The following is an 18,542-nucleotide window of genomic DNA, read 5'->3' as shown; positions in this document are numbered from 1 at the left end:
TAACCCTTTTGTGCCTTAAGTCCTTTCCTGTATGAATTTCAGCTACTTTTGAGCGTAGTTGCTCTCATCGAATTTTATTTTAAGTTAATTATTTGCATAACAATTCCCGAAGAGCCCAATTAATTTTGTTTAGGAATATTCTAAACCTAAGGAGTAGCGCTATGGAATTGCTATGATCTAGGAAAAAAAATCCCCCAAAATAGGGGGATAACCAAGACCTAAAACCGTCTTCTTTTAGATTTCTGGCTCCAGATCTTCCTCGTCGTCCTCATCGGCCGGTTCCGTGGGGAAAGGAACCGAACCCATGTCTAATTTATCCCGCAATAACTTCTCAATTTCCGCCGCTACTTCTGGCTTTTCTTCGAGATATTTAACGGCATTATCGCGACCCTGGGCAATATTTTCGCCATTATAGCTATACCATGCCCCTTTACGAGTAACTACGTTCGTTTGTTCGGCGATATCGAGCATACAACCCACTTGGGAAATGCCTTTACCGAAGATAATATCAAATTCAGCAATCCGGAAAGGAGGCGCGACTTTATTTTTAGCCACCTTAACTTTAGCCCGAATTCCGTATTCCCCTTCCGTGCCTTTTTTCAAAGTTTGAATGCGACGGATATCTAAACGTACCGAGGCATAAAATTTTAAGGCCGTCCCCCCGGTGGTCACTTCAGGATTGCCGTAGGTAACACCGATTTTTTGCCGCAGTTGGTTGAGGAAAATCACCACACAACCCGATTTACCAATATTACCGGCAATTTTTCGCAGGGCTTTACTCATCAAACGGGCCTGCAAACCCACCTGATTATCCCCCATTTCCCCTTCAATTTCCGCCCGCGGCACTAAAGCGGCCACCGAGTCGATGACAACGATATCCACGGCCGAAGAACGCACTAACTGGTCAACTATTTCTAAGGCTGCCTCCCCTGTATCCGGTTGTGCCACCAGTAAATTATTGATATCTACCCCTAAATCTTCCGAATAGGTGGGATCTAAAGCGTGCTCCGCATCGACAAAGGCTGCCACTCCCCCAGCTTTCTGCACTTCTGCGATCGCATGGAGGGCTAAAGTGGTTTTTCCAGAACTTTCTGGCCCGTAAATTTCGACGATGCGGCCTTTCGGTAGGCCGCCACCCAAAGCCATATCTAGGGTTAAAGCACCACTAGGCACGGTTTCTACCCGCATCCGGGTCGCGTCTCCCAAACGCATAATCGAACCTTTGCCAAAGTTGCGCTCGATTTGATTTAAGACTAAACCCAAGGCCTTATCTCGATCAGGATTACTTGTCGTTGTCGCCATTAATTTTGTCCCAGTTTTCTTAAGTAGTACAGTAGTATCTAAAGATTGTAGCCTGTTTTGATCTTGATCACCAAAAAGTTAGAGACTTTTTCCAGAATGGTGATCGAAAATCAAAAGTTTTGATTTTTACAGCCAAGGTCGGCTCATCTGTTCTAATTGCGTCACCTCTCGCGCTTCTAAACTCCATCCTAACGCCCCAGCATTTTCCCTCGCTTGGGCCGCAGTTTTTGCCCCCGGAATGGGAATCACATCCCCTTGGGCGATTAACCAATTGAGGGCCACTTGTGCGGGGGTTTTTTGGTATTTTGCGCCCAATTCTTGCAGTACCCTTAAAATTGGGGCTATTTTCTCCAAACCTTCTTTTTTGAACCGCGAGTCAACTTTTCTGGCTCCATCGGGCAAATTCTGGCTTTCTGGGCTATATTTACCCGTCAGTAGTCCTTGAGCGAGGGGGCTGTAGGCAAGGATAGTGACACCTAATTCCTTGGCTGTGGCTAAAATTGCCTTAGTTTCTATTTTGCGATACAAAAGCGAATACTGCACCTGATTGACCGCTAAGGGAACCTCTTTTTTCGCCAAAATCTGGCTTGCTTGACGCATTTGCTCGGCGGAATAATTACTTACGCCCACTGCAGCAATACGGCCTCGTTTTACTTCTTCCGCTAGGGCATTCATTAGGGTTTCTTGGCTAATCAGGAAGGTGAAAGGCCAATGTACTTGGTAAAGGGTAATTTTATCGGTTTTTAGACGGTTTAAGCTCTCTGTAATGGCATTATGAACGGCATTCGCCCCAAATCGCCACGGTACGGGGGCAAACTTACTGGCAATATCGATGGGAATATCAGTCTCTTGAGTAAATTTTCCTAAGAGTCGTTCCGATTCCCCCAGTCCATAGACTTCGGCAGTGTCAAAAAAGGTGATTCCTGCCTCTACTGCCGCTTTAAAGGCCGCTTCTACCTGACTAGCTCCGTATTCCTTGCCATAGTTCCAGAATAGTTTATCTCCCCATGCCCAAGTCCCAATTCCTAAGGCACTGACGGAAATTCCTGTTTGTCCGAGATTAGCGGTTTGTCTAGTCATATTCCCTACAAAGAATGACAGCGTTTCCCATTTAAAGATGAAGTGTAACCCATATTTGGTCTGACTCACCATTAACCCCCTTTTTTGATTCCGGGAAATTCGCACCCATAAGTAATGGGAAAAGACTTGACTTTGCCGGCGACTTGCGCTATGCTTTTCTTATAATGGGAATCCGTGCAAAATTTTTAAAAACGCACAGATTCCCATTGTGAATAAAATCTTTTAAAAATATTATCTCAAAATCTCCCGACAAAAGCAAGCAAAATTTCGCCCCTAATTGTTAAGTTTTGTTAACAAAGAAATACAGAGATCAGCAAGGTCAAAAAATCGAAATCTCTTGCTGATCTTGTTTGTCGCTTAACCTATGATTAGGTTAGGCGAATTTTGCGCTTTGACTAATTGTTAGTGCTAACTTCCGTGGTTTCAACAATTGCCGTCGGTTGGCAGGGAGTAGGTTGAAATTTCTCTGGAAAAGAGAAGCCTAAAAATGATGCGATCGCAAATATGGTGCTGATAATTTTGGCAAGACTGACAAGGTCTTCTCTGTACTTTAACCAATATTTATACATAATCATCAATCCTTTTACTTAGGGGGTGAACTATCTCTAGATTAAAAAAATTCTGATTATTTGTCGTTACTCAAAAGTCATGAAAATGGTACTTTTTTTAGGTACTCTCAAGTAACCTGACAGGGTACTGAAAAGTAATCTTAAGTCCTGTTACCTATAAAAATAATGATAATGAATGAACTAAAAATGACTGAAATTGAAACCCTTTCTTGGTTTGAATTAGAAAGAGTGGTTAATGATCTGAAAAAAAATCATACAAAGAAGGGATTAATGGACTTGGAGACAAAAATATTAAAAGGTATTTTTGAGGATAAAAAATATGCTGATCTAGCGGAAGAAATTAGCCGAGAAGAACAGTCAATCAAGAATGCAGCTTATAGTTTATTTAAAATCTTGTCAGAGCAAACAGGTGAAAAGATTGGAAGTAAGAATCTGATTACTGCTTTGGCAAGGTATAGAGATAATTCTCAGATATTTGATCATAACAATAAACCGCAACCTCAGCAATCAGATAAAGTTTTTGAATTAGTTATTGAGGTAGATATAGACGACCTGACACCAGAGAACAATGATAAAATTATCAGCTTTCTTCAAGAAACTGCCAGAGACAACACGATCAAGCCTATTATGAAACTTAAAGGCAGTATTCGGCTATTTTTAGAAGGTTCAGAAGATGGACTACAGCGCCTAGCAGATTTACATCAATCGGGGGAATTGCAAGCCCTTCTCAATGAACTTAAATCAGACGATATACCCGAAATTATCGTCAAAAAAGCAGAGTTCACTACAGATGCAAAAGTTATTGAAAAAGCCGAATTAATTAAGGCAATTCGAGAGGGAACAATCGATAAGACAACTCTACAACAAGTTGATTTAAGTGGGGCTTTCCTGATTGGGGCTGACCTGAGAGGGGCTATCCTGAGTAAGGCTATCCTGAGTGGGGCTATCCTGAGTAAGGCTAACCTGATTGGGGCTAACCTGAGTGTGGCTATCCTGAGTGGGGCTATCCTGAGTGGGGCTAACCTGAGTAGGGCTATCCTGAGTGGGGCTAACCTGATTGGGGCTAACCTGAGTGGGGCTAACCTGATTGGGGCTAACCTGAGTGGGGCTAACCTGATTGGGGCTAACCTGAGTGATGCTGACCTGATTGGGGCTAACCTGAGTGATGCTAACCTGAGTGATGCTGACCTGAGAGGGGCTAACCTGAGTGGGGCGGAAGTTGAAAACGCTATCTTTACCAATGCAACGGGTATCACTCCCGAACAAAAACAGGATTTGATTCGACGAGGGGCAATTTTTGGGGATACTTCTAACGATCGCAGTAAAGCATTAGTTTAAAACAGCCTTTGATCTCCACCTTCAGCAGAGATTTAGGTAGGGTTGGCTGAATAAATGTGAAATATAGACGAGGTAAGGGGTTTGGCGGCCTGTTTAGCCAAGCAGCTGCAAGATTTTCAAGCTGGTGGCTCAAAAACCTTGTATCTTAACCCGCGATCGCTCCTACTTTTTCAGCCAACCCATAATTAATGGGAAAGGACTTGACTTTGCCGGCGACTTGCGCTATGCTTTTCTTATAATGGAAATCTGTGCAAAATTTTTAAAAACGCGTAGATTCCCATTATGAATAAAATCTTTTAAAAATATTATCTCAAAATCTGCCGACAAAAGCAAGCAAAATTTCGCCGATAATTGTTAAGTTTTGTTAACAAAGAAATGCAGAGATCAGCAAGGTAAAAAAATCGAAGTCTCTTGCTGATCCTGTTTGTCGCCTAAGCTATGATTAGGTTAGGTGAGTTTGGCGCTTTTCTCGGATTAAGATTAACCCACCGCAAACCCTGTATATTCTCTGACTAGGGGTTCATGAAAGGCTAAAACAATATCTTCTTTAGGAACGCCTAAATTAACTAATTCATTGGCAATTCCTACCTCAGTGCCATCATGTTGTATCCAGATTTTACCTTTTTTAATATCGAGATGCAAAACACAACCATGATATCTTCGTCTATTTTTCCAGCCAACATACATCAATTGATAGTGATCGCCAACTGTATCAAAAATCAATTGTTGTTCAATCGGATCTTTAGATGAACCTAGCTGAGAATATTCAGTAATGACTTGCTTGACATAGTGACGATATTGTTCTAATTTTTCCATGCGACAATTACCTCCCCAATCGGATCATAAATAAGCAGGTAAATTTGAAATCGTTTAACGACAGTTTGAATAAATCGCAATTCAAAAAAACTATAATAAATATCTAAAGGAACAGCTAAATATAACTGTCTTTTAGGTTCTTTTTCTTCTAAAGCAACACGATAATTAAAGAATTGTCCAATAGCAGTATGAAATTCTGAAATACTGGATTTACCGATAAAACTTTTAATTTCAACGGCTATCTTTTCATTGTCTTTTTCTGCGGCTATCAGTTGCTCTGCTCCTAAATCGACATACATTTCTACATCACCCACTTCAATCCTTAAAGGGTCATCCGTAATGATCCAACCCTCTTTTTCTAATCCTTTTCTCACTGCACCATGAAAACGATCTTTAGCAGACATGAATTTTGAAGTTAGCAGGCATAATAATTGTTAATTATAACATTTCGTCATGACGAGCGACAGGGTGAGAGCAGCTCAAACCCTATTGACAATTGGGCAATTTTGTGATCCGCGTGGGCATTTCAAGTGATAAGCTAAGACGTATTTAAACCGCTTATTCTGAGATTAGCCCCCCTTGCCTGATCTCAACAAGCAATTTGAATTACGAACAGCTTAACTAGCTGACATCCATCGTGATAAAATCGGCCTTGTCTGTGTGATAATTTTTGCTTATGGAATCGTGAAACGTTGACTGAGAAAGACTTTTACGACTATTTTGCCGAAGAAACTATCAGTATAGGCTTCGTTTTCACACAGAAACCAGAAGAGCCTTTCTTCTGCCAGCGCGACGCCGAGCGGCGGTATGTTGAGCTTATTTCCCCTTTTACTTTTTACTTGGTATAACTCGTGCAGGTTTTCATTTATCATACTCCCGAACTTACCCCCGTCCATACTCTACCCGATTGCGCCGTCGTTATCGATGTTTTAAGAGCGACAACCACGATCGCCACTGCCCTCAATGCCGGTGCGGAAGCAGTGCAAACTTTTAGCGATCTGAAAACCCTGATGCAGGTGAGTGATAGCTGGCAACCGGAAAAACGTCTCCGGGCAGGAGAAAGAGGTGGCGCGAAAGTGGAAGGCTGCGATCTGGGCAATTCTCCCCTCGATTGTACCCCTGATTTAATGAAAGGTCGTCGTCTGTTTATCAGCACCACTAACGGCACTCGCGCTCTGCAAAGAGTGGAAGAATCCCCGATCGTGATCACTGCGGCCATGATCAATCGGCAAGCTGCCGTTAATTACCTATTGGATAAGCAGCCCGATACCGTCTGGATTGTTGGCTCTGGTTGGGAAGGGGGTTATTCTCTGGAAGATACGGCCTGTGCTGGAGCGATCGCCGATGCGCTACAAGAACAATCGGGGCAAATGGCGATCGGGAATGATGAGGTTATTGCCTCGATCGCTCTTTATCGTCAATGGCAAAATGATCTTTTAGGAATGTTCCACAGTTGTAGTCACGGTCAGCGCCTCTTGCGTCTCCACTGTCAAGAAGATTTAAAATACTGCGCTAATATTGACTCTCTTGATGTTTTACCGATCCAAAAAGAACCGAGCATTTTAGTCAAACTTTAGACATTACTACCCACAGAAAGGGTCATCCGTGCGGGTAGGATCGATGCTCCTACCCAGATTCCTTTATTTATAGTTTACCGACCATGACTATCGATTCTTTACTGCAACCTTTTCAGCGTTTTGGTGTCAATCTCGGTTTAGAAAGAATAAAAAATCTGCTGGAGATTTTAGGCAATCCCCAAGATAAAATTCCGATTATTCATGTCACGGGAACTAATGGCAAAGGTTCAGTTTGTGCCTATCTATCCTCTATTCTCAGCACTGCTGGTTACAAAGTCGGACGTTATATTTCTCCCCATTTAATTGATTGGACGGAAAGAATCTCTATTAATGGCGAAAATATTGAAACTGCGACTTTAGAAAACCTGCTTAAGTATATACAATCGCGTATCGATCCCCAGCAGGAAAGTCCTACTCAATTTGAGGTAATTACTGCCGCTGCTTGGCTGTATTTTGCTCGGAAAAAGGTGGATATTGCCGTGATGGAAGTGGGTTTAGGAGGAAGATTAGATGCGACTAATGTCTGCGCTCAACCTTTAGTTACTGTCATCACTTCTATTAGTCGGGAACATTGGCAAAATTTAGGTCCCACGGTTGCTGATATTGCCGGGGAGAAAGCGGGGATATTAAAAGCGAATTGTCCGGCAGTTATCGGACAATTACCTGAATCAGCGCAGGGGGTAGTTAGGGAGAGAATCAAGCTGTTAAATTGTCCGACGGTATGGGTAGAAGCTGCCGAAAAAATTGCTGATAATCGCGCTAAATATCAAGGGTTAGAATATCCTTTATCCTTAGCGGGAGATTTTCAATTAACTAATTCTGCTATAGCGATCGCTGTTGTTAATATTTTACGTCAGCAAGGTTGGCAAATTAGCGATGAAGTCGTGCAAGAAGGAATGGCAAAAACTCGCTGGTTAGGACGGTTACAAACCGTTAATTGGTGTCAGCGAGAAATCTTAATAGATGGCGCTCATAATCCTGCTGCTGCTATTGGTTTAAGGCAGTATATAGATAGTTTAAAAGCCCCAAAAATTATCTGGGTGATGGGAATTTTATCGACCAAAGATCATAGGGAAATATTCCAAGCTTTATTAAGAAAAGGCGATAGTTTATATTTAGTTCCTGTGCCAGATCATAGCAGTGCCAATCCTGAAACCTTAGCGGAATTAGCGGCTTCAATTTGTCCAAAATTATCTCACCTAGAGACTTGTTCCGATGTATTTTTAGGACTAAAAAAAGCCATCCAAGAATCTGCCGATAGTCAGATAATTCTCTGTGGATCGCTTTATCTAGTCGGTTACTTTTTAGGGAGTTTGTTTCAGGGAAAATAAAACATCAATTTTACTGGTGGTTTTATCAGGCATAGTGGCAGTAATTCCGATCCCGCGTACCGATTCTAAAAAGGCTTTTGTTTCCGGGGTTAATTCCGTGGCAGGAAGATTATTAATTCCTCCCGCTTTAGCGATAATTTGCTCCACATCGATGAAGAAATAACCGAGATTATTCTTGGGTAGATTAGCGGTAGATACTCGGAAATTCTCACTTTGGCTAATCGGTTGATTCGGTTGGGGTTGATAGGGAATTCCGACGGTCATTTTTAAGGTATCATTATTAGGCCAAGCATAGGTTAAAATCGCTTGTTCTTCCGCTTTCCATTCAGTCACATCTTCACCGGAAATTTGACTGTTTTTTATGGTGATAACAGGAACAGTTTTTACCAATTGATTTAACTTCTCGATAGTAGTTTTTGCCGCTTTATGATCGCCGGTTTGCCAGATCATCATTCCCCCAAAACCTAACCCTCCCACCGCTTGCTGGTTGGGGATAATTCCGAAAGCAAATTCTCGATCCATCCAGTTAAAAACTTCTTTATCCGCGTCAAGGGTTGCCATCTGAAAATTCTCACGGATCTGACGCAGAAAAACTTGTAATTCTGGGTTAGTTTGGGACTGTTTTTCTACTTCTTCCCATCCCTGTTTAAGATTATTACCGCTCCAGACTGCGATGGTATCTCCGGGGAAATAATTTAAAACTTGATTTCTGCTAGGGGAAGGTAGGGTAGAAATAGTTTCAGGAGCAAGTTTAGCCACCATTTGTAATTGTAATCCCGTATCGGTGACACCCACTCCCGCGACAATATCTTGAATTTTTGCTAATTCTTGCCGACTTTGGGGGGATAAATTAGCATCTGCTCCCAAGATTCCGGCATAATCATCGATATAAATTGTCGCTAGGGTATTGGGTAGGTTGAGGGATTGGGAAAGCAGTTTTCTCACTTCTGGTTTACTGCTAAAAGATGGCTGTCCTCGGTAGGTATCGATCGCCGATTCTAACACCTTTTTATCGTAGGATATCAACAAAAAATCCCCCGCAACGGCAGTATAAATGGTGGTGTTATCCTGCCAATCTATAGCAGTAATTTTAATATCTTTGTAGTCACTGGTGCTAGTTTTGCGATTAACTTGTTGTCCTAGTTTTTTCTCGAATTCCGACGCTTTAATTTTATCTTTGATCCCGATAACCGTTAAGATTCCCGATTCCCCCGGTTTAGTTGCCGGAAGAAAAGCAAAGCTGATACTACCGATCCAAGGTTCGATATCCCGTTGATAATCAATCTTATCGGTGAAGATATTTTTTTGTAATTCTTCTAATCCTTGACTAACCGCAGTTCGTGATTCAGGTGTACCATATTTAGCTAACACTGACCAAGCTTTTGCATCCGTGGAGACAAAACTACTAGCAAAGGCAGTTTCTGGGATAACTTTTGCTGATTCTAAGGGGGTGAATCTTTGCCAAGGTAGTTGTCCTCGTAGATAAAGATAGACACCTCCTGCGGTTACTGCTGTTAGTCCTAAGACGACTAAACAACCGGGTAAAAATGATTTTTTTGACATAGAATTGTGGTTTGGTTAAAAAGTTCAATACTTGGCGATCGATTTGTCTCTGGTTTTAGTTTCTAGAGAATTGGTTAATCTTTAGTAAGCTTTAATTATTATTATAGCTTCTGGAGGTACTAAGCTGTTGACTATCTAATTTACTCGTTAAGACTGTACGGGAGCGGGGGGAGGTAGTTTGCTCTTTTGTACTAAAATATCCAATACGCAGTTTAAATACAGTACAGCTTAGAATGATCAAATATTGTTGATATGAATACCATAAAAGGCTAATTTTATCATGAAACTGGACATGAGATAGACAAAATAGAATCATAGAATCTTTGATTCTTGATGAATTTCTGATTACTAAGTATGCAGAAATACAGACAAGAAAAATTACTGTTATTGGAAAATAGTTGAGATCAAAAAGTATTCTTGCTGAATTGGTGCATTTATTTCAAATCTATTTATTTTAAAATATTAAAATTACTGCTGTTAACTCTGATGCTTAAAAAGCTATCGGAATCATAATAATTTCCTAGATAGGGTTGAAAAGTTCAGTCTTTTGAAAAAATAAGGTTATTATGAACCTATATTAGACCTCTTATAAAAATCAAAAATTGCTGAGGTTGATTAGGGTTAGGAGTCGGTCGTCAGGAGAATCAAGAATGAATAATAATCAATTAAATGGTCTATTTACAGATTTTATGCAATTTAATCCTTATTTTTGCCGTTTTTGAACCCTCAAAAATTAATTACGCAAGAGGTATTATGAAAAATGAGGCTCTCTTGGAGTTATGGTGATCAGCAAATCTTATCGAAGAAAAGGCGTACGCTATACACCCCTACAAATCATACCACGCGCGGCAGTAGGGACGCAAAGCTTGCGCCCATAATGTGACATTGTGAACATTTTTCACCCAATGTCCAAGAGAGCCAAAAACGATAAAAAATAGGGGCTGAATTTTTTCAACCCCCTAAAATACAAGAAATTATCGTTTTAGCCTTGTTTCCGTTTTAATGCCAAGGCAGATAAACCAAAGAAACCTAAACCAAAGAGGAGAGTCGGTTCCGGGGTTTGGACAGTTAATAAACCTAATTGACCACCTTCGACAAGATTATTAGGACCGCCGATGCTGCCATTTCGCACACTGTGGGCCTGCACGTCGAGAATCAGAATTTTTTCTCCCGGTCGAGCGCTGGGAAAGAATTCAGTAATATCCAAAATCCCCGAAGTTTCCCAGTTACCTAAATCCTTGGGGCTGCTGTCGGTTTGACCCCCCGGTAAACTAGCACTACGATCGATCTGACCTACTCGTGTCGCTCGTCCAGTGGTGGCATCAAGTCGCCAAATCGAGGCTTCTTCTCCAGAGGGTTGACCGAAATCAGAGAAAGAACGGTCTTCTTGGATATAGATAGTACCGTCATCGGACCAATCGAGGTTATCGGGACTTCTCACCCCAAAATCGGGACCGCTAAATTGACCGCCACCCGCATCATTACCATCGTAGAGAATGCGAGCGCTGACGCTAGAAGCAGCGGTGTCGAGATTGCCGTTTTGCTCGAAAACCAGATTATTATCGAAGATATAAATAGTTCCCCAGCTATCGGCCCCATTGAATAAAGAACTGCGTCCGGTGGAAGCAAGAACAATTTGGGAACCATCACTGGGATTAGTCGAGACATCTTCCGGACGGGAGAAGGAAAAAGCTCCTAAAGCGTCCGCTTGGGCGCGAAGATTGCTATCGGTGGCAAAACCGTTGAGAAAACCAACCCCATTTCCCTCGTTCACCACTTCTACCCATCGTCCAGCGCTGGTGTTACCAGTACCGGCAAAGTCCCGGGGATCGACACCTTCATCGCCTACCCAAACATACAGTTTGCCCTGTTTGAGACCATTGCGATCGAGAAAACTACCGTCTCCGACCCCGTTTTTCTCCCCAATGTAGAGATAGAGAGGCGCGGACTCGGTATCATCACCCCCGATCATCGCAATGCGATCACTTCTACCTGTATCAATTTCTGTCCAATTTTCCCAAGCACCGCGACCCATTTCTGGGGCAGCCCAGATATCGAAATTGCTAGGATCGAGAACCCATTGAGTCCCGTTGCTGGTTTCTTCTCCAGCAAAGTAGATATTATCTTCAAAACCGATCCCTTGACCGAAGGAATAACGACCGAAAGCGGCACCAGAACAAAAACGATCTAAACCTCCAATGGTGGGAGCGAGTTCAAATTGACTGGTACTGGTGATTAAATTGTAAGAGCGATCGTAGATTTGATCGAAGGCTAATCCAGAACCGATAATTTGACGACTACTGGTGTCGATGTCAAAGTAACTGATTCTTGCTCCTCTCACGGAAAGCTGGTTAGCAGTACCCGGATTCAGGGTATAAGAGGCTCCCTGGTTATTTCTAACTTCGTGGTTGACCAAGGCACGAATCGTCCCATTTCCTAGATCGATAACGCCAATTCCATCAAGAATACCGATGGGAGTGTAATTGTTGATGGTTTCACCCACTGTAAATAGGGGCGTATATTTATAACCATTCAATCCTGTCACCTGCGGTCCGCCTGTATTAGTATGAGCTTGCGCTAAAACCGTCGGTACGTTTATCAGGGAAATTCCCACTGTTAGCAGAGTTGCCGCTAGAACATTTTTGCGGTTAGAATGTGAAGCAATCATTAATTTTTTATTCCTCTAATCTCAAGGAAACAAAACGTTCTCTCTTGAGATTAGAAGGCTTTTATTAAGGGATTGATAAGCCCAGAATAAAAACTCTTTAAGAACTGATGCTTTGTCATAATTATTAATATTTATGCAAACAATTGTAAAAAAGCTGGATGCTCACGACCTAGATTCTTTCTATTAACAATAGTCATTTAATCATCGAGCCTAGTAAACAATGTCTTTCTTTTGCTTATTCTGACTCCTTAATACTGCCCCGTGACTCTTTCCCTAAGGGAAGATTTTTGATTTTTTCCAGAGGTCTATTATTAATTCCCACCGCTTGATTAATATTAGTTAACCCATTGGCCTCTAATTTTTCTGTTAATCCTTGTAAAATATTTGATACTAGCCAAGGACCCTGATATAACCAACCGGTATAAATCTGTAATAAACTGGCACCGGCGGTAATTTTTTCCCAAGCATCATCGAGAGAAAAAATGCCTCCCACTCCAATTATTGGTAAATTGCCTTGGGTTTGCCGATAGATAAAACGGATCACTTCCGTGGAACGTTCCCGCAAAGGTTTGCCACTAATTCCCCCTGCTTCTTCAGTGATTGGTTTACCGGTTTCGGGCAGAATTGTGGTTTTTAATCCCGTGCGTTTAGTGGTGGTATTAGTAGCGACAATTCCCGCTAATTGATAGGAGACAGCTAAGTCAATAATTGTTCTGATATCTTCCCATTCTAAATCGGGAGAAATTTTCACTAATAGGGGTTTTCTGCCTTGATTTTCTGTTTGTAAAATGTCGAGGATTTTATCGAGTTGTTCACCACTTTGCAGGGAACGTAAACCGGGAGTATTGGGAGAACTAACATTAACGACAAAATAATCAGCATGGGGGAATAAATAGCGAAAACTGCCTAAATAGTCCTCCGGGGCCTTTTCTAGGGGCGTATTTTTCGATTTACAGAGGTTAATGCCGATGGGAATCTGTCGGGGTTGTCGTTGCCAAGATTGTTGGAGGGTTGCCGCTAGAACTGGCGCACCACAGTTATTTGCCCCCATACGGTTTAATCCAGCCAAATCTTCTGGTAAACGGAATAATCTCGGTTGGGGGTTGCCCGGTTGCCCTTCTAGGGTGACAGCACCCACCTCGGCAAAACCAAAGCCGAAACTATGCCAAAGTCCTGCCCCTAAACCGTCTTTATCGAATCCTGCCGCTAATCCGACAGGATTGGGGAAATTTAACCCCCAGAGGCTTTGAGATAGGCGAGAATCGCTAAAACTGAGGGATTCTGATAATTGTGAGATTAACCATTGTCCCCAAAATCCGCCTCGCGAGCGATCGATTTTTTGCAGAGTATTTAATAATTGTTTTTGTGTTCCCTCTAAATTACCCCGAATAGCCTTGAAAGCTAGAGGATAAAAAGGTTTAATTGTGTCAATTATATTGGTCATAATCAAGCGGGATTAAGGTGTAGGGTGGGTTAGGCGAGGACAAGTTATGTTTTTGACAAAAAATTTCAAATTTGCCGTAACCCACCTAGCATAATCGTTATAAACCTTGACGAGGATTAAAAGTTTCGATCGCCCGTATTTTTTGATAAAGTTCTAATTCTTCTGGGCTAGGATTGGGAGGATTAACTAATAGAATTTCCACTAATTGATCGCCCCTTTCTCCTTGGGAAGTGGGATAACCTTTGTTAGCCAAACGTAATCTTTGACCACTTTTTAATCCCTTAGGAATCATCATTTTAACTAAACCGTCAATGGTAGGAATTTCCACAAAACCGCCCACAATTGCCTCACTAGGAGTAATCGGTACTTGACAGACAATATCAGAACCTTGAATCCTAAAAAAAGGATGCCTAGCGATAGTTATTTTTAAATATAAATCACCCCCTTCAATACCCTGACCTTTGAGACGAATTTTCTGCCCATCGATCATGGCTGCCGGCATATCAACCTCTATTGATCTACCATCTTCCAGACGAATTCTTTGTCTGCCCCCTTGATAAGCTTTCTCCAAAGGTAAAGTCAATTTCGCCTCCACATCTCGACGAGTTAAACGGGGAGAGGAGGCAATTTTAGCGCGCTTAGTATTAAGGTTATTAAAATCTCTAAACTTCCATAAATCCTGTTCTGTACGGGGGATTTTTACATTACCGTTACTATTCGCTTTTTCCCCCGGACGTATCCCGCGGCGCTTAATCCCCGTCAAGGAACGATTATACTCAACCCGTTTTTCTTCATCGGAGAGAACATCGTAAGCTTCATTAATATCTTTAAACTTTTCTTCGGCCGATTTATCCCCCGGATTAACATCAGGATGATATTGACGCGCCAGTCGTCGAAAAGCCTTTTTGATCTCGTCACCGGTAGCCGTGCGAGATACTCCTAAAACATCATAATAATCAACTAATTGTGGCATATATTCAGTTATCAGTCATCAGTTATCAGTCATCAGATTTGAGTTTTAAGTGAGCAGTATGTATTAAGCGAGCAGTATTAAATAGTAGTTTTCCACTGTCTTTTTACTGTTTACTGATCACTTATCACTGATTAAAACCAATCATCATCGTCATCATCCCAGTTATTTTGGGGGGGAACATTGCGGGAACGATTGCCGCCGCTGCGGTTACTTTTACTATTGTTATAACTTTTTTCCTCCGAACGGGGGGAACTTTGCCAATCGCTATCGCGGCCATTGTAGTAATTGTCCTGATTGCGGGGGCGATAACTATCTTGATTAGCCGAATAATTGGGTCGATAATCACTTTGATAACCCGGTGTACTGGGACGATAATCCTGGCGATAACGATCGCGGCGCGGTTCGGAGGGAAGATCATCTTCCTTATCCCCGGTAAAAGTCTTGCGAATAGCGCTAAAAAAGCCCTCATCTTCCTCGTCGTATTGTAGCCGTACCTCGCGATTTAATTCATAGATAACATCCTGTAGATCCGCCTGGGCGCGATCAAGGCGACGGTCATCATTTTTCTCCAAAGCGTCGATAATTTCCGTACTCAAAGACTCAATTTGACGACGATAGGAACGGGTAAACTCATTACCAAAATCGAGAGTAACATCTTTTAAGCGTCGTTGGGCTTGATCCACCAGAGAGCGGGCGCGATTGCGTTTATCGACCTTTTCGCGACGGGTACGATCTGCTTGGGCAAATCGGGCAGCATCGCCGATCATGCGGTTAATTTCCCCTTCGCTGAGGGTAGAAGCGCCTTGAATGGTGACACTTTGCTCCCGTCCGGTCATTTTATCCCTAGCGGTGACTTGTAGAATACCGTTAGCATCCATATCGAGGGACACCTGCACTTGCGGAATACCCCGGGGTGCGGGGGGGATACCGGTTAATTTAAAACGTCCCAGGGATTTATTATCGCTGGCCATTTCCCTTTCCCCCTGCAAAACGTGGATTTCCACCACAGTTTGATTATTTTCGGAAGTGGAAAAAAGGTCAGCTCTGCGGACGGGAATAGTGGTATTGCGGGGGATTAACTTTTTCATCACACCGCCGATGGTTTCTAAACCCAAGGATAAAGGGGTAACATCGAGGAGCAGCACGTCTTTGACCTCGCCGCCCAAAATTCCCGCTTGAATAGCCGCCCCGACCGCTACAACCTCATCAGGGTTAACATTTTGATTGGGTTCCCTATCGATAAAACTCCGCACCAAATCCTTAACCACCGGCATCCGCGTGCCGCCGCCCACCAGTACCACTTCGTCTAGTTGGACGGGGGACAAACCGGCATCAGAAAGGGCGCGTTTGAGAGGACGACTGAGACGACTGATTAAATCGCCGCATAATTCCTCAAATTGGGCCCGACTCAGGCGAGTTTCGATGTGTTTGGGTCCGTCTTCCGTGGCGATGATAAAGGGCAGATTAATATCGGTGACGCTGACCCCAGACAGTTCTATTTTGGCTTTTTCTGCCGCTTCTGTGAGTCTTTGTAGGGCTTGCCGGTCTTGGCGCAGCTCCACGCCTTCCTGTTCCAAAAACTGATTGGCTAACCAATCGACGATTCTTTTATCGAAATCATTTCCGCCTAATTGGGTGTCGCCACTGGTGGCTTTCACCTCAAAAACGCCGTCACCCACTTCCAAGATAGAAACATCAAAAGTACCGCCTCCCAGGTCAAAAACGAGGATTTTCTTGCTTTCCTGTTCATCGAGACCGTAGGCCAGGGCGGCGGCGGTGGGTTCGTTGAGAATCCGCATCACTTCTAACCCCGCAATTCGGCCCGCATCCCGGGTGGCTTGACGTTGGGAGTCATTAAAATAGGCGGGGACGGTGATTACGGCCCCGGTAACTTCTTCCCCCAGATAACGGCTGGCCTCTTCGGCTAATCGGCGTAAAATTAGGGCGGAAATTTCTTCGGGGGCGAATTCTTTTTGCAGACGGGGGCATTTAATTTTGATATTGCCCATCTCATCCCGGCGGATGGTGTAGGGGACGCGCTTCGATTCGGGGTTTAATTCCGAGTAGCGACGACCTATGTAGCGTTTCACTCCATAGTAGGTGTTTTGGGGATTGAGTACCCCTTGTCGCCGGGCCATTTGACCGACCACTAACTCCCCATCTTTATTAAAACCGACCACAGAAGGGGTGGTTCTCATGCCCTCCGAGTTGGCGATGACCACTGGCTTTCCGCCTTCCATGACGGCGACGACGGAGTTAGTTGTCCCTAGATCAATGCCTACTACTCTACCCATGCTTGTTTTTGTCTCCCCCTAGATTTCGATAACTTCGGGACTTTTACCTTCGATCGATAGTTTAAATCGCTTAATGCTTGTTGACAATATTGTATCCAATTGTCTTAGGTTCTCGCTCTCGCTTCGGGGCGATTGAGGGTGTGATTACCGAAGTGGTCTTTTAGTGATCGCTGGCAATCAGGTTTGGGGGGGTGAAAATATGGCTAGATTTCCAGATTTTCCCTATCCACTAATTCTGCTGGCGGCTGACAGGAAATAGGGATTGTTCTGCCTGTACTGGGATGATTAAAAAGGACTTGATTGGCATGGAGATAATAACCACAATCTCCCGGGACTGCATCCGGCCGCGGTAATCCCCCCAGACCATACAATGGATCACCGATTAAAGGATAGCCAAAAAAGGCCAGATGAATGCGAATTTGATGGGGTCTGCCCGTAAAAATTTGTACTTCTAATAGGGTACTATCGGGATGTTTTTTTAAGACTCGACCATGACTGCGGGCCGATAACCCATCTGTGAGCGCACCGTAAACATGGCCTAAAATGGGATGGGCGATTTTCCCGATCGCTTGATTAATAGTAAAATTATCTGGTATGTCGCCCTGAACCACTAAAGCTCGATATATTTTAGTAATTTTCCCCTCCCGCATCTGTTGACTCAATTTAGCTCTAGCGGGCTTTGATTTAGCCATTAAGACTATGCCCGAAGTGCCGCGACCAAGACGATGAATTGGATAGGGAGTGATATCGGGATAATGCTGATGTACCAAATGGATAAGAGTATGTTCGAGAAATCCACCCCCCGCTAACACGGGTAATCCCGAAGGTTTCGCCACCACTAACACCTCGGCATCCTCGTAGAGTACCTCAAAAAAGAGCGGCACATCCGGTTCTGTCCAAGGTGGGCGCTGATAGGTCAATTGCTGCCCGATTTCCAAGACTGTATCGGGGCAAGCGGGACGACCGTTGACTAGAATTGCTCCTGATAAAATGCGATCGAGCCATTCTTCTGGGCTAGAATGGCAATATTTGCCCGTATAGTAAGCTAATAAGCTTAATCGGGCCTGATTTTTGCTAATTTTATCTCGATAAATCCAACCTTGATTGGGCATTGGGGAAGTGGGGTGTGGGGAAGTGGGGAAGTGGGGAAGTGGGGAAGTGGGGAAGTGGGGAAGTGGGGAAGTGGGGGAATTTCAACGAAAACCCTAACACCCCAACACCCCAACACCCTATCACCCTATCTCCCTATCTCCCGACTCCTGACTTCTAACCCAATGTTCGACAAAGATAAGCAAAAATTATTGATTGACTCCAAAAACTTGAGAATATTTAAATTAACATTCCGCAATATTTATAAATTCTTAAAAATTAATTGAGAAAGATTTTTATTTAACAACGATGTTACAATGGTTACAGCGATTTTACTGAATTTCATAATGGGTTATTCTGTGCTTTTTTGGGCAGCAATGGTTGAAACCCTTGCCACACCTAGAAGGTAATCCTCATTAAAACGGGTAAATGAGTCAATTTAACCCACAACGATGATCTTTTTTTTGTGTAGTTTTATTGCAAAGAAAAAGTTTTTTT

The 18,542-nt window shown here is 43.1% G+C and carries 15 protein-coding genes; 4 read left to right on the top strand and 11 right to left on the bottom strand.

Translation table 11 applies throughout. The features are described from left to right. Positions 1-234: 234 nt before the first annotated feature. From recA to EWV84_RS03880, 3 genes are all read right to left on the bottom strand, one after another. Positions 235-1,302: a recombinase RecA gene (gene recA / locus EWV84_RS03890; protein ID WP_286824728.1), complete on the bottom strand. Its 1,068-nt coding sequence runs from the start codon at positions 1,300-1,302 to the stop codon at positions 235-237. A gap of 126 nt (positions 1,303-1,428) precedes the next feature. After that, entirely contained in the window at positions 1,429-2,382 is a 954-nt protein-coding gene (locus EWV84_RS03885; protein ID WP_286824727.1) for an aldo/keto reductase, read from the bottom strand. A 395-nt stretch (positions 2,383-2,777) separates the two neighbouring features. Then, entirely contained in the window at positions 2,778-2,951 is a 174-nt protein-coding gene (locus EWV84_RS03880) for a hypothetical protein (RefSeq protein WP_164502961.1), read from the bottom strand. A 165-nt stretch (positions 2,952-3,116) separates the two neighbouring features. Between EWV84_RS03880 and EWV84_RS03875 the strand changes: the two genes are divergently transcribed. After that, positions 3,117-4,289, top strand: a complete 1,173-nt coding sequence (locus tag EWV84_RS03875) for a pentapeptide repeat-containing protein (RefSeq protein WP_287076572.1) — start codon at positions 3,117-3,119, stop codon at positions 4,287-4,289. A gap of 480 nt (positions 4,290-4,769) precedes the next feature. Here EWV84_RS03875 and EWV84_RS03870 read toward each other — a convergent pair whose 3' ends face one another. Next, on the bottom strand, positions 4,770-5,105 hold the full coding sequence (locus EWV84_RS03870; RefSeq protein WP_286824724.1) for a XisI protein: 336 nt from the start codon (positions 5,103-5,105) through the stop codon (positions 4,770-4,772). Continuing rightward, positions 5,093-5,509, bottom strand: a complete 417-nt coding sequence (locus tag EWV84_RS03865; protein WP_287076571.1) for a XisH family protein — start codon at positions 5,507-5,509, stop codon at positions 5,093-5,095. The genes EWV84_RS03870 and EWV84_RS03865 overlap by 13 nt, the downstream gene beginning before the upstream one ends. A gap of 447 nt (positions 5,510-5,956) precedes the next feature. Here EWV84_RS03865 and EWV84_RS03860 point away from each other — a divergent pair, with 447 nt between their 5' ends. Then, positions 5,957-6,682 carry a 2-phosphosulfolactate phosphatase family protein gene (locus EWV84_RS03860; RefSeq protein ID WP_286824723.1) on the top strand — a complete coding sequence of 242 codons (726 nt, stop codon included), beginning with the start codon at positions 5,957-5,959 and terminating at the stop codon, positions 6,680-6,682. A gap of 83 nt (positions 6,683-6,765) precedes the next feature. After that, a complete protein-coding gene (locus EWV84_RS03855) occupies positions 6,766-8,013 on the top strand; it encodes a bifunctional folylpolyglutamate synthase/dihydrofolate synthase (RefSeq protein WP_287076570.1) in 1,248 nt (415 codons plus the stop codon). Here the strand turns inward: EWV84_RS03855 and EWV84_RS03850 are convergent. From EWV84_RS03850 to EWV84_RS03825, 6 genes are all read right to left on the bottom strand, one after another. Further along, the gene (locus tag EWV84_RS03850; protein ID WP_286824721.1) at positions 7,987-9,576 is read right to left on the bottom strand and encodes a DUF3352 domain-containing protein; all 1,590 of its coding nucleotides are present in this window, start codon (positions 9,574-9,576) and stop codon (positions 7,987-7,989) included. The two genes, EWV84_RS03855 and EWV84_RS03850, sit on opposite strands and share 27 nt — an antisense overlap. A 982-nt stretch (positions 9,577-10,558) precedes the next feature. Then, positions 10,559-12,244, bottom strand: a complete 1,686-nt coding sequence (locus EWV84_RS03845; RefSeq protein WP_287076569.1) for an alkaline phosphatase PhoX — start codon at positions 12,242-12,244, stop codon at positions 10,559-10,561. Between the two features lie 235 nt (positions 12,245-12,479). Continuing rightward, positions 12,480-13,688 (bottom strand): quinone-dependent dihydroorotate dehydrogenase, encoded by a 1,209-nt coding sequence (locus EWV84_RS03840; RefSeq protein ID WP_287076568.1) that lies wholly within the window; start codon positions 13,686-13,688, stop codon positions 12,480-12,482. A gap of 97 nt (positions 13,689-13,785) precedes the next feature. Further along, entirely contained in the window at positions 13,786-14,661 is an 876-nt protein-coding gene (locus tag EWV84_RS03835) for a J domain-containing protein (RefSeq protein ID WP_287076567.1), read from the bottom strand. Between the two features lie 131 nt (positions 14,662-14,792). Then, the gene (dnaK, locus tag EWV84_RS03830; protein WP_287076566.1) at positions 14,793-16,955 is read right to left on the bottom strand and encodes a molecular chaperone DnaK; all 2,163 of its coding nucleotides are present in this window, start codon (positions 16,953-16,955) and stop codon (positions 14,793-14,795) included. Positions 16,956-17,158: 203 nt separating this feature from the next. Next, entirely contained in the window at positions 17,159-18,067 is a 909-nt protein-coding gene (locus EWV84_RS03825; RefSeq protein WP_287076565.1) for an RluA family pseudouridine synthase, read from the bottom strand. Between EWV84_RS03825 and EWV84_RS03820 the strand changes: the two genes are divergently transcribed. Beyond that, positions 18,067-18,225, top strand: a complete 159-nt coding sequence (locus EWV84_RS03820) for a hypothetical protein (protein WP_287076564.1) — start codon at positions 18,067-18,069, stop codon at positions 18,223-18,225. The genes EWV84_RS03825 and EWV84_RS03820 overlap by 1 nt on opposite strands. Positions 18,226-18,542 lie beyond the last annotated feature (317 nt).

Source organism: Microcystis sp. M_QC_C_20170808_M3Col (genome assembly GCF_007095505.1).
Lineage (GTDB): Bacteria > Cyanobacteriota > Cyanobacteriia > Cyanobacteriales > Microcystaceae > Microcystis.
This window is presented reverse-complemented; position numbering and strand designations above follow the sequence as displayed.